This window comes from Methylocystis sp., assembly GCF_051061285.1.
GTDB lineage: Bacteria > Pseudomonadota > Alphaproteobacteria > Rhizobiales > Beijerinckiaceae > Methylocystis.
Window position 1 is genome coordinate 112,851 of record NZ_JBPFEA010000006.1, and the last position, 12,758, is coordinate 125,608.

Sequence of the window (12,758 nt, forward strand, 5' to 3'; positions counted from 1 at the left end):
GACGCTTTCGGTTAATGCCGACTTGCCGCTAGGACTAGCATCATGGCGCGGATCGAGATTCTTCCGGTCGACGGCCCCTTTCGCTTTGCGACCTTCTGCAGGCTGCCGCGATTGCTCTATGCCGGCGCGCAAGGCTTCGCGCCGCCGCTCGACGTCGAGCGCTGGAGCGTCTTCGCCCATAAGCTCAACCCGCATTACAAGCTCGTCGAAGAGCAGAAATTTCTCGCCCGCCGCGACGGCCAATGGGTTGGCCGCGTCATGGCGCAGATCTATAAGCCCGGCGTCACGCCGGTCGGCGCGTCCAATGCGCAGTTCGGCGCGCTCGACGCCATCGACGACATCGAGGTCGTGCGCGCGCTGACCCAGGCCGCCGAGGACTGGCTGCGCGCCAAGGGCGCGGAGCGGATCAACGGACCGTTCTCGCCGTCGGTCAACAAGGAGTGCGGACTTCTTGTCGATGGCTTCGACGCGACGCCGATGTTTTTCATGCCCTGGCATCCGCCCTATCTCTCGCGCCATATCGAGGCGCTGGGGTATGAGAAGGCGCAGGACCTCTTGTCCTACCGATTCGACATTTCGAGCGACGAGAGCGACAAGCCGGCGCGCATTTCAACGCGGCGCGAATGGCGCGATCGCTTGAAGCTCAGGCCGTTGAACATGAAGGCCTTGAAGCGGGGCGAAACCGCGCTGATGGCCGAGCTGTTCAACGACGGCTGGAGTGGAAATTGGGGCTTCGTGCCCTTCACCAAGGAAGAATTCGACTCCGACGCCGACGCGTTGCAATTTCTCGTGCCGGCGGATTTCGGCATCGTCGTCGAGCTTGACGGCGTTCCGCAGTCATTCGCGATCGCGCTTCCCAATCTCAACGAAATTTTGGCCGATCTCGACGGCCGCCTGCTCCCCTTTGGCTGGGCGCGCGCGTTTAAGCGGTTCCGCTCGCATCAGTTCAAGTCGGCGCGGCTGTTGCTGCTTGGCACGCGCAAGACTCTGCAACGAAGCGCGACCGGCGGCGCGATCTTCCTGTCGCTCGTCGAAGAGATGCGGCGGCGCCACGCGAAAATCCGCGTTCCGCATCTCGAAGCGGGCTGGGTGTTGGAAAGCAACGCCGACATGCGCCGGCCGATCGAAATGTTCGGCGGCAAGGTCGACAAGATTCACCGCATCTATGAAAAGCGCCTCACGGTCGGCGGCGAGGCGATGCGTATGCGCGACGGCGTCACGGCAACTCAGCTACAGGATGCAACGTCATGAATGGCATATCCGTCACCGCCAATGGCGCTGACCGCTCGCATGTCGAACGGCGCAAGTTGATCCTCGAAAAATATCCGCAAGTGCGCCAGCTTTTCGGCAAGGACCCGGTGACCTTCAAGATCACAGCGGCGATTTTCGCCCTTCAGCTCGTCATCGCCGCGATCCTGGGTTCGCTCGGCCTCTCCTACTGGTGGCTGTCGCTCTTGATGGCGATCTGCGTTGGCGCCTTCGCCAATCACGCCAATTTCGTCATCATCCACGACGCCATCCACAATTGCGTCTTCGCGAGCCCGCTCGCCAATAAATGGACCGCGATCCTCGCCGATCTTCCCAACGCCTTTCCGACGGCGATGGGCTTTCGCTGCTATCACATCAAGCATCATTCGCATCTGTCGGCCTATGACTATGACGCCGACATTCCGAGTCGCTGGGAGGTCGAATGGGTCGGCAACAGCGCCTGGCGCAAGGCCGCTTGGCTCTTCTTCTTCCCCGCGATCCAGCTTGCGCGCCTGTCGCGTCTCAAGGGCACGGTGCCGATCTGGGGAACCTGGACCTATATCAATACCGCCGTCATCGCCGTCTTCGATCTTTTCGTGCTCTGGGCCTTTGGGCCGAACGCCCTGCTCTATCTTTTCTTTTCCTTCTGGTTCTCGGTCGGCGGGCTGCATCCCTTGAGCGCGCGCTGGCTGCAGGAGCATTTCGCCTTCGGCCCCGACCAGGGCACGTTCGACTATTACGGGCCGCTCAATACGCTCGCGCTCAACATCGGCTATCACAATGAGCACCACGATTTTCACGAGATCCCGTGGAACCGTTTGCCGGAGCTAAAGGCGATGGCGCCGGAGTTCTATGACGATCTGCGTTGCCATCGCTCCTGGGTGGCGCTGCTCGTCACCTTCATCTTCGATCCGACCTATTCGCTCGGCACGCGGTCGGAAAATGTGACGCAGGCGGCGGGGCGCGATGCCCCCATCGTCGCGCCGGCGGAGTAGCCCATGTCTCAGGACGCAAGAACGGAAGCGCTCGACGCTTCGCCCCGCCTCTTCGAGAGCGATCTCCTCGACAAGCTGTCGCGCGTGCACCATTTGACGCCGGTGATCGTCTATTGCCCGATCATTCTCGGCCTGCTGATCTATTCCCTCACGCTCAACAGCGTGACGCTGGTCGTGCTTGGCCTCGTCGTCGGCTATCTCGGCTGGACGCTCACCGAATATTTCGGCCACCGCTATCTCTTCCACACCGTGTTCGCCCTGCCCTTCGGCCTGGGGCCGCGCTTCCAGTTCCTCATTCACGGCGTGCATCACATCTATCCCAACGATCCGCTGCGGCTCGTCATGCCGCCGCTGCTCTCGGCGCCGATCATGCTGATCGCGCTCGTCTGCGCCCGCGTGCTCTTTGGCGCGACATTCGCGTGGCCGGCGCTCGCCGGCTTCATCACCGGCTATGTGATCTATGATTGCGTGCACTACTGGACGCATCACGGGCAGCCGAAATCGGAATTTGGCCGCTTAGTGAAGCGCCTGCACATGCTGCATCATTTCCGCGACGCCGAGAAAGGCTTCGGCGTTCACGCGATCTGGTGGGACTATGTGTTCGGCACCGCCTATCGGAAGGATGAGACGCCCGGCACGCGCGCGGTGTGACAAGAGAATTGACGGGACGCCCCTCGTGCTTCGAGACGCCTGCTGCGCAGGCTCCTCAGCATGAGGGGCTTTTTCGCTGCAATCGGTTAGGCCTCATCCTGAGGAGCGAGCGAAGCTCGCGTCTCGAAGGACGAGGCCGCCCTTCCGAGCTCCCCAGGCTCACCCCTGCCCCGTCCGCGCAAACCACTCGTCTTCGCTGATCACCTCGATCCCCAGCTCCGCCGCCTTTTTGAGCTTCGAGCCTGCGCCAGGACCGGCGACCACGAGATCGGTTTTCTTCGACACCGACGCCGCGACATGCGCGCCGAAACGCTCGGCCTGCGCCTTGGCTTCGTCGCGCGTGAGGCGTTCGAGAGAACCGGTGAAGACCACCGTCTTGCCGGCGACGGGCGACGTGGACGCGACCGCCGGCATCGGCTCCAGCGTGATGTGTTTGAGAAGCGCGTCGAGCTCGCGCTCATTATGCGGCTCGGCGAAAAAATCATGCAGCGCCTCGGCGACGACGGGTCCGACGCCGTCGATTGAATCGATGCGGGCGCGCGCCTCGCTGCCGGGCGCCGCATCGCGCGCCGTCTCGCGCAACGACTCGAAATCGTCGAAATGGCGCGCCAGCCGGCGGGCATTGGTCTCGCCGACATGGCGCATCCCGAGCGCAAAGATGAAGCGATTGATCGGAACGCTTCGGCGCGCCTCGATCGCCGCGAAGAGGTTGCGCACCGAGGTTTCGCCATAGCCCTCGCGCTCCGCCAGTCGCGGCGACATCTGCGCTTCGCGTTCGGGAAGCGCAAAAATGTCGGAAGCGGTTTTGATCAGACCTTCATCGTAGAAAAACTCGATCTGCTTGTCGCCGAGCCCTTCAATGTCCATGGCGTTGCGCGAGGCGAAATGTTTCAAGCGTTCGACCGCCTGCGCGGGACAGACGAGCGAACCCGTGCAGCGGCGCACGACATCCGCTTCGCCGGTCTTTGCATCGATTTCGCGCAGCGCCGCCGAGCCGCAGCGCGGGCAGACGTGGGGGAAATTGTAAGGCTCCGCGCCGTGCGGGCGCTTCTCCGTCACCACGGCGACGATCTGCGGAATGACGTCGCCCGCGCGCTGCACGACCACCGTATCGCCGATGCGAATATCCTTGCGCGCGATCTCGTCCTCATTGTGCAGCGTCGCGTTCTGCACGACGACGCCGCCGACCGTGACGGGTTCGAGCCTTGCGACCGGCGTCAGCGCGCCCGTGCGACCGACCTGAATTTCGATGTCGCGCAAAATTGTCGTGGCGCGTTCGGCGGGGAACTTGCGCGCCACCGCCCAGCGCGGGGCGCGCGAGACAAATCCAAGCCGCTCCTGCAGCGCGATGTCGTCGACCTTGTAAACGACGCCGTCGATGTCATAGCCGAGCGTCGCGCGTTGCGTTTCGATCGAACGGTAGTGCGACAGCATGTCTTCCGCGCGCTCGCAGAGAGTCGTCAGCGGATTGACCGGCAGCCCGTATCCGCGCAACGCCTCAAGCACGCCGATTTGCGTCTTCGCGGGCAGCGCGGACGTCTCGCCCCAACCATAGGCGAAGAAATGCAGCGGCCGTGATGCAGTGATCTTCGGATCGAGCTGTCGCAGAGAACCAGCGGCGGCGTTGCGCGGATTAGCGAAGAGAGTCTTGCCCGACTCCTTTTGCCGCACGTTGAGCGCGGCAAAATCCTTATGCGTCATATAGACTTCGCCCCGCACTTCAAAAACGTCGGAATGATCGCCCCGCAGCCGCTGCGGGATCTCGTCGATCGTTCGAACATTGGCGGTGACGTCTTCGCCCTCATAACCGTCGCCGCGCGTCGCCGCCTGCACGAGATGGCCTTTCTCGTAGCGCAGCGAACATGACAGCCCGTCGATCTTCGGCTCAAAGGTGAAGCGCAGTAGGCTTTCACCCAGGCCGAGAAAACGGCGCACGCGCGCGACGAATTCCAGGACCTCTTCGTCCGAGAAGACGTTGCCGAGCGAAAGCATCGGCACGGCGTGCTTCACTTTGGCGAATTTTTCCGACGGCTTGGCGCCGACTGCCTTCGTCAGCGACTGCGGGGTCGCGAGTTCGGGGAACGCCTTTTCCAATTCCTCGTAGCGACGGCGCAGGGCGTCATAGTCGGCGTCGGAGATCGTCGGCGCGTCTTCCCGGTAATAGCGGCGATCATGCGCCGTGATTTCTTCATGCAGCCGCGCATGTTCGGCGCGCGCTTCAGAAAGGGAAGGCTCGGGAGGCGAGTTGGCCATATGCTAGACTATCCGGTCGATAGGGCGCGCCAGGCGGCGCTTATTCTTTCAGGGCTGAAAGAGCGAGTTCTAATCGATCGCTACCCCAGAATAGTTCCTCCTTTGCAAAAAAGCTCGGCGCGCCGAACACGCCCCGACTCTTGGCCTCATCCGTGCGCGTTCTGAGCAATCGCTTTACGGACTCGTCATTGGCGCGGTTAAGAGTCGCCTCCGCGTCGAGCGAGAGACCCCGTAAAATTTCCTTCAGAACGGAGGGGTCCGAGATGTCGAGGTCATCGGAAAAATTGGCGCGATAAACGGCCCGAACGAAAGCAGCAAGCTTCTCCGCCCCATCCAACGCGGTTGCGATTCGAGCGGCCAAAAGGCCGTTGCGCGGAAAGGCGCTTGGCCGGCGCCACGCAATGCCCTTGCTCTGGCAGATACGTTCGATGTCGCGCCACATATAGGCGCCTTTTGCCGGAAAGAGATTAAACGGTGAATCCCGCCAGCCCTGCTCGGCGAAGATCGGCCCGAGAAGAAAGGGTCGCCACACCACCTCGATGCGAGCGGCGGCGGCCTTTTCCTCGATCTCTTCCGCGGCGACATAAGAATATGTGCTTGCGAATTCGAACCAGAACTCGATTTTCTCCGCCATCGTCGCCCTATGCCGCTTCCGGGGCGGCTCCGACGAGGCGGCGCGCATCCCGCGCGCTGATCGGGCGCCCAAAGGCGTAGCCCTGCGCGAAGCCGCAGCCGAGTTGATAAAGCTCGATCGCGTCCTGCTCGGTCTCCGCGCCCTCGGCGACGACGTCCATGCCGAGATCCTGCGCCAGCGCGATGATCGAGCGCAGAATGATGGGGCGCGCGCCCTTGCCGGACTGCTTGATGAAGGAACGATCGATCTTGATCGTGTCGAAGGGGAAGCGCTGCAAATAGGCGAGCGACGAATAACCGGCGCCGAAATCGTCGAGCGATAGCCCCGCGCCGAGTTCCTTGATGCGCGCCAGCATCTGCGCGGCATATTCGGGATTCTCCATCACCAGGCTCTCGGTCAGTTCGAGTTTCAAGCTGCCTTTGGCGATATCATTGCGCATCAACACGCTTTTGACGTCGCGCAGGAGGTCGTGACGCAAGAGCTGGCGCGACGAGACATTGACGGAGGCGAAAATCGGCGGATCGACCGCAAGCGCGCGCTGCCAGGCCGCGAGTTCGCGCGCCGTGCGCTCCAACGCCAAAAGTCCGAGATCGACGATCAGCCCCGTCTGCTCGGCGATGGGCAAGAATTCGGAAGGCTCGAGCCGACCCAGGCGCAGATGGTCCCACCGCAGCAAGGCCTCGAACCCGGCGATGGTGCGATCCTCGAGCCTGACGATCGGCTGAAAAAATACTTTGATCTCGCTGCGCTCCAGCGCCCGCCGCAGATCGGCCTCGAGCGTCAGCCGGTCGGAGCGCTGCGCGCGCATGGCCGGGCGGAACACTTCGATGCGGTTGCCGCCCGAGCGCTTGGCGTGGCGCATCGCGATCTGGGCGTCTTCCAGCATGTCGCCGGCGCCGGGATGCGTCTGCTGGTCGTAGAGCGCGATGCCGATCGAGGCGAACAGCGCGATCTCCCGGTCGGTGAAGCGCACCGGAATAGACAGCGAGCGGCGCACCGAATCGGCGATGGAGATGACATGGTCGGCGTGCGACTCCGAGACCAGGATGATCGCGAATGTATCGCCGGAAAGTCGCGCCAGCGTGTCTTGAGGCTGCAGCAGCCTCGTCAGGCGATGCGCCACGGTGAGCAGAATGCTGTCGCCCATGGCCATGCCGACCTGCTCATTGATCTGTTTGAAGCGGTCGATGTCGATGACGAGGATCGTCGGGCGCACGTCCTTTTCCATGCGCGCGAAAATCAGGGCGGCCTCCAGCCGGTCGAAGAAGAGTTCGCGGTTCGGCAGGCCCGTGAGATTGTCATGCACGGCGTCGTGCAGCAGCCGTTCCTGGGCGTTGCGCTCGTCGGTCACGTCATTGAGCGTGCCGACGACGCGGATCACCTCGCCGTCGGGGCCGACGACGGGCCGCGCCCGCAGCCGGTAGCAGAGATAGTGGCCGTCCGCGGCGCGCAGGCGGAAGTCCTGATTGATGCGGCCGCGCCGCTGCTCCAGGATGGCGTCGAGGCAGGCGCGATAGCGGTCCTGCTCGAAGGGATGCAGCAGATCGAGCCAGGAGGAAGCGGCGCCCTCGAGCCCGCCGCGGTCGAGCCCGAGGGCGGCTTCCGCTTCCGGGCTGACATAGATGTGATCCGAGGGCACGTCCCAGTCGAACACGATCTCATTCGCGCCGGTGAGCGCGAGGGCCTTGCGCTCGACGTCGCTGATGGCGCCATGCGACAGCCCGCCGGCCGCGAAGGCGTTTTGCATCACCGTGAAACCGATCAGCATCACGATGAGCACCAGGCCGCCGACGAGCGCCGGAGAGACAAGGTCGTTGGTGATCCAACCGGCGACCGCAAATCCCGCCGTCGCCACCCACACGGCCAGCAGGAACCATGTCGGGATCAGCATAATGGCCCGATCGAAGCCATGCGTCGCGAGATAGAGAATCAGCACGAAGCCGACGACGGCGGCCGTCGCCAGCGAGATGCGCGCGACGCCAGCGGCGACGGGCGCGTCGAACACCGCCAGGCCGACGAGGTCCAACAGGATCAGCAGCCACAGGGCGGCGACGTGCCAGGCGCGCACATGCCAGCGGTTGAGGTTCAGATAGGCGAAAAGGAAGACGACGAGCGTCGCCGAGAGAACCGTCTCGGCGCCGGCGCGCCAGATGCGGTTGGCGTTGGCGTCAAAGCCGAAAATCTTGTCCCAAAAGCCGAAATCGATGCACACATAGGCCAGCACCGCCCAGGCGAGCGCCGCCGCCGCCGGGAAAATGACGGCGCCTTTCACCACGAAGACGATGGTCAGAAACAGCGCGAGCAAGCCGGCGATGCCGATGACGATGCCCTTGTAGAGCGTCAGGCTCGTCACCTTGTCCTTATAGGCCGCGGGCTCCCACAAATAGAGCTGCGGCAGGTTGGGCGTGCGCAGCTCCGCGACATAGGTGACCGTGGTCCCGGGGTCGAGCGTCAGCCGGAAAACGTCGGCGTCCGACGCGTCTTCGGCCTCGGGCGGAAAGCCCTGGCTGGCCGTGATCGCCGTAATGCGCGTCGAGCCGAGATCGGGCCAGATGACGCCCGAGCCCTGCAGCCGATAATGCGGGGCGACGATCAGGCGCTCGATCTGCTCATCCGTGTCGTTGGTGAGCGCGAAAACGATCCAGTTGGGCTGGCTGCCAGCCTCCTTGGCGCCGACTTCGATACGGCGGACGATGCCGTCTGAGCCGGGCGCGGTCGAGACCTGCAGCCGGTCGCCCTGCGAGGAATGTTTCTCGATGACATTGGTGAGATCGATCGCCCGCGCGCCTTGCGGCACCCGCACCGACTCCATGGCGACGGCCTGAGCGGAGAGGACGAACAAAAAGAGCGCAATCAGGTATTTTTTCAGACGCACGAATTCTCTTCTCGATGCCGCAGGCTCGGAGAACGCGTCTGGCGCGGCCGATGGCGGGGGCCAAGCGCGTGGGCGGGCTGTCATCGCCAGACTCTGATCGGAAAGTGGTAGAGGCTTCGAGCCCTGCCGGCAAGCCGATTCGCCAAGCTTTGCAATAACGGTATGTTCCTTGCGTTGCTGCGCTTCTTGGCCGCGCTTGCGGAGCGCGGACGGCGCCAATATACGCTGCATGAAGGCCACCGTCGCAATCTGCAGGCGCATGGCGGTTTTTTTGCGGTGTGCACACCCGCGAAGTTCTGGGAAAACAGGAACGGATTGGATGCGAAGCGCTCTCGGCGGCCCTCGCCTTCTGCTGCGCCGCCTCCGCGAAATCAGCGCGGAACCGGTGAGCGCGCAGGCGCGGCTCGACAAGATCGTGGTGCAGATCGCCGCGAATATGGTCGCCGAGGTTTGTTCCGTTTATGTGCTGCGCGCCGACCAGCGCTTGGAGCTTTACGCCACGGAGGGCCTTAACCGCGAGGCCGTGCATCTCACCACGATGCACGCGGGCGAAGGACTTGTCGGCCTGATCGCCAAGAGCGCCGAGCCTCTCGCCCTCTCCGAGGCGCAGGAGCATCCCTCCTTCTCCTACAAGCCCGAGACGGGCGAAGACGCCTATCACTCCTTCCTTGGCGTGCCGATCCTACGCGGCGGCAACACGCTCGGCGTGCTTGTCGTGCAGAACAAGGTGCGCCGCGTCTATTCGGAAGAAGAGATCGAGGCGCTGCAGACGACGGCGATGCTGCTCGCCGAGCTGATCGCCTCGGGCGAATTGCAGGCGATCGAAGACCCGCGCGATCTCGCGCTTTATCGCCCGGCGTCGCTGAAAGGCGCGCCGATGGCGGAAGGCGTCGGCCTCGGCCATGTGCTGCTGCACGAGCCGCGCGTCGTCATCAAGCAGCTCGTCGCCGAGGACATGCCCTCTGAACTCGCAAGGCTCGAACATGCGATCGACGCGATGCGCCAATCGATCGACGAGCTCGTCGCGCATAGCGACCGCATCGCCGCCGGCGAGCCGCGCGACGTGCTCGAAACCGTGCGCATGGTCGCCTATGACCGCGGCTGGGTGCGCCGCCTGCGCGAAGCGGTGATGACCGGGCTGACGGCGGAGGCGGCGGTCGAGCGCGTCCAGAACGACGCGCGCGCGCGCATGCAGCGTCAGACCGATCCCTATCTGCGCGACCGCCTGCACGATCTCGACGATATCGCCAACCGGCTGCTGCATCAGCTGACGGGTCAGAGCTACGTCGCCGATCGCGACAGCGTGCCGGAAAACGCCATCATCGTGGCGCGCAACATGGGGCCGGCGGCGCTTCTCGACTATGACCCCAAGCGGCTGCGCGGGCTCGTGCTGGAGGAAGGCGGGCCGACGAGCCACGTCGCCATTGTCGCGCGCGCGCTTGGCGTCGCCACCGTGGGGCTCGTCGCCGGCCTGATCGACATCGTCGAAACCGGCGATCCGATCATCGTCGACGGCACCACCGGCGAAGTGCATGTCCGGCCGCAGCCCGACGTGCAGAGCGCTTATGCTGAAAAGGCGCGGCTGCGGGCCCGGCGTCAGGAGCAATACGCCAAGCTGCGCGACGTGCCGGCGGTCACCAAGGACGGCGTCGAAATCGGGCTGCACATGAACGCCGGCCTCGCGATCGACATGCCGCATCTGCGTGAGACCGGCGCGAATTCGATCGGACTCTTCCGCACCGAGCTGCAATTCATGCTCGCGCCGCGCTTTCCGCGCATGGACGAGCAATATCGCTTCTACAAAGCCGTGCTCGACGCCGCGCCGGATAAGCCGATCACGTTTCGCACGCTCGACATCGGCTCCGACAAGATCCTTCCCTACATGGCGAAGATCGAAGAGGAGAATCCTGCCCTCGGTTGGCGCGCCATCCGCATCGGCCTCGACAGGCCGGGGCTTTTGCGCATGCAGCTGCGCGCGATGTTGAAGGCGGGCGCCCATCGCGATCTGCGCATCATGTTTCCGATGATCGCCAATGTCGCCGAATTTGACGCGGCGAAAGCGATCGCGCTGCGGGAACTCGACCACATCACGCATCATCGCCATCCGCCGCCGAAACGCCTGGAGCTCGGCGCGATGGTGGAAGTGCCATCGCTCTTGTGGGAAATCGATCTTATCGCCGAGCGCGCGGATTTTCTGTCGGTCGGATCGAACGATCTGGTGCAATACATGTATGCGGCCGATCGCGACAACACGCGCGTTTCGAAGCGCTATGACAATCTCTCGCGGCCGGTGCTGCGCGCGCTCGAGCGCATCGTCACGGCGGGCGCGCGGCACAATGCGCCGGTGACGCTCTGCGGCGAGATGGGCGGCCGCCCGCTTGAGGCGCTGGCGCTGCTCGGCATCGGCTACCGCTCGTTGTCGATGGCGGCTTCCGCCATCGGACCGGTCAAGTCGATGATCCTCAGTCTCAATCTCGAAGAGACGCAGATGTATCTCGCCTCGCTGCTCGCGTCCGACGACGGCAGCGCTTCGGTGCGGGAGCAATTGCGCGATTATGCGATCGCGCGCGGCGTGCCCTTGTAGCGAGCCCCCTTTTCTTCTCGCCGTCGACGTCACCATTGCTCGGGAAGCCTCCTCTTCATGTTCGCTCAAGACAAGCTCGACCTCATTCTGCGCCGCTACGACGAGATCGGCGACAAGCTCGCCGTCGGCGCCGACGGGCAGGCGTTCGTCGCGCTCTCGCGCGAACGCGCGACGCTCGACGCGGTCGTCGACAGGATTCGCGCCTATCGCGCGGCGCAGAAGGAATCCAACGATCTTTCCGCCATGCTCGCTGACGCCTCGCTCGACGCCGAAATGCGCGCGCTGGCTGAAAGCGAGACGGAGGCCGCGCACGAACGACTCGCTGCGGCGGAAAGCGCGCTGAAACTGGCGCTGCTGCCGAAGGACGAAGCAGATGAGAAAGGCGTCATTCTCGAAGTGCGCGCCGGCACGGGCGGCGACGAGGCGGCGCTTTTTGGCGGCGATCTCTTCCGCGCCTATCAGAGATATGCGGCGCTCAAGGGCTGGCGCATTGAGATCGTGTCCGAAAGCCCTGGCCAGCTTGGCGGATTCAAGGAAGTCGTCGCCGAGATCATCGGTCGCGGAGTCTATGGCCGGCTGAAATTCGAGTCGGGCGTGCACCGCGTCCAGCGCGTCCCGGAAACCGAGACGCAGGGTCGCATCCACACGTCGGCCGCGACAGTCGCCGTGCTGCCGCAGGCCGAGGACGTTGACGTCGACATCGACGAGAAGGATTTGCAGATCGATACGATGCGCGCGCAAGGCGCCGGCGGCCAGCACGTCAACAAGACCGAGTCGGCCATCCGCATCACCCATATCCCATCCGGCATCGTGGTGATGATGCAGGAGGAGCGCTCCCAGCATCGCAACAGAGCCAAGGCGATGAACGTTCTTCGCTCGCGTCTCTATGACGCCGAACGACAGCGCCTCGACAAGGAGCGCTCGGACGATCGCAAGCAGCAGGTCGGCTCAGGCGATCGCTCCGAGCGTATCCGCACCTATAATTTCCCGCAGGGGCGCGTCACCGATCATCGCATCAATCTCACGCTCTATAAGCTCGACCGCGTGATGGAAGGCGAATTCGACGAGATCATCGACGCGCTGACGACCGATCATCAGCAAAAACTCCTCGCGCAGAGCGAGGCGTAGACGCGCGCCGTCAAATAACGTGCGCATGCGTCCTGTGCGCCGACGCACGAACGTCGTGGGAGGCTCTCGCTAGAGTGCGGCTACTCGCCAAATGACGAGTGAGAACGCCGAGGAGAACCTCATGTCCACGTTGAAAAAGATCATCTCTACGAGCCTTGCCGCCAGCGTCATGTTGGGGGCGGTCGCGAGCGCCACGCCGGCGTTGGCCTGGTCCAAGTGGCATCATCACGGCTATGGCTGGGCGCCTTTCGCCGTGGGCGGCGCGCTCGCGTTAGGCGCAGTGGCGGCGGCGGCCGCGAGCGAGCCGGATTGCGATTACGTTCGCGAGCCGATCTATAGCCGCCGCGGCTATGTCATCGGCTACCGCGCCGTGCCGATGTGCTGACGCGG

The 12,758-nt window shown here is 63.9% G+C and carries 9 protein-coding genes; 6 read left to right on the forward strand and 3 right to left on the reverse strand.

Annotated features, from left to right (window positions below):
• The first annotated feature begins 42 nt into the window (after positions 1 to 42).
• Genes ACR65T_RS01485 through ACR65T_RS01495 form a run of 3 tightly spaced genes read left to right on the forward strand, consistent with a single transcriptional unit; the run spans position 43 to position 2,894 of the window.
• Positions 43 to 1,251 (forward strand): hypothetical protein, encoded by a 1,209-nt coding sequence (locus ACR65T_RS01485; RefSeq protein WP_434494815.1) that lies wholly within the window; start codon positions 43 to 45, stop codon positions 1,249 to 1,251.
• On the forward strand, positions 1,248 to 2,243 hold the full coding sequence (locus ACR65T_RS01490) for a fatty acid desaturase (RefSeq protein WP_434494816.1): 996 nt from the start codon (positions 1,248 to 1,250) through the stop codon (positions 2,241 to 2,243). The genes ACR65T_RS01485 and ACR65T_RS01490 overlap by 4 nt, the downstream gene beginning before the upstream one ends.
• Positions 2,244 to 2,246: 3 nt before the next feature.
• Positions 2,247 to 2,894, forward strand: coding sequence for a sterol desaturase family protein (locus ACR65T_RS01495; protein ID WP_434494817.1), 648 nt, complete (start codon positions 2,247 to 2,249; stop codon positions 2,892 to 2,894).
• Positions 2,895 to 3,053: 159 nt separating this feature from the next.
• Here the strand turns inward: ACR65T_RS01495 and ligA are convergent, their stop codons facing one another.
• The 3 genes from ligA to ACR65T_RS01510 are packed head-to-tail and all read right to left on the reverse strand — an operon-like array spanning position 3,054 to position 8,656.
• Positions 3,054 to 5,147: an NAD-dependent DNA ligase LigA gene (gene ligA / locus ACR65T_RS01500; protein ID WP_434494818.1), complete on the reverse strand. Its 2,094-nt coding sequence runs from the start codon at positions 5,145 to 5,147 to the stop codon at positions 3,054 to 3,056.
• A gap of 40 nt (positions 5,148 to 5,187) precedes the next feature.
• Positions 5,188 to 5,781: a 2-hydroxychromene-2-carboxylate isomerase gene (locus tag ACR65T_RS01505; RefSeq protein ID WP_434494819.1), complete on the reverse strand. Its 594-nt coding sequence runs from the start codon at positions 5,779 to 5,781 to the stop codon at positions 5,188 to 5,190.
• A 7-nt stretch (positions 5,782 to 5,788) separates the two neighbouring features.
• Positions 5,789 to 8,656 (reverse strand): EAL domain-containing protein, encoded by a 2,868-nt coding sequence (locus ACR65T_RS01510; RefSeq protein ID WP_434494820.1) that lies wholly within the window; start codon positions 8,654 to 8,656, stop codon positions 5,789 to 5,791.
• 319 nt (positions 8,657 to 8,975) lie between these two features.
• On the opposite strand from ACR65T_RS01510, the gene ptsP reads away from it, so the two are divergent.
• The 3 genes from ptsP to ACR65T_RS01525 all read left to right on the forward strand — a co-directional run bounded on the left by ptsP (position 8,976) and on the right by ACR65T_RS01525 (position 12,753).
• On the forward strand, positions 8,976 to 11,240 hold the full coding sequence (gene ptsP, locus ACR65T_RS01515) for a phosphoenolpyruvate--protein phosphotransferase (RefSeq protein ID WP_434494821.1): 2,265 nt from the start codon (positions 8,976 to 8,978) through the stop codon (positions 11,238 to 11,240).
• Between the two features lie 57 nt (positions 11,241 to 11,297).
• On the forward strand, positions 11,298 to 12,368 hold the full coding sequence (gene prfA, locus ACR65T_RS01520; RefSeq protein WP_434494822.1) for a peptide chain release factor 1: 1,071 nt from the start codon (positions 11,298 to 11,300) through the stop codon (positions 12,366 to 12,368).
• 121 nt (positions 12,369 to 12,489) lie between these two features.
• Complete coding sequence (locus tag ACR65T_RS01525) at positions 12,490 to 12,753, forward strand: hypothetical protein (RefSeq protein WP_434494823.1); 264 nt, start codon at positions 12,490 to 12,492, stop codon at positions 12,751 to 12,753.
• Positions 12,754 to 12,758 lie beyond the last annotated feature (5 nt).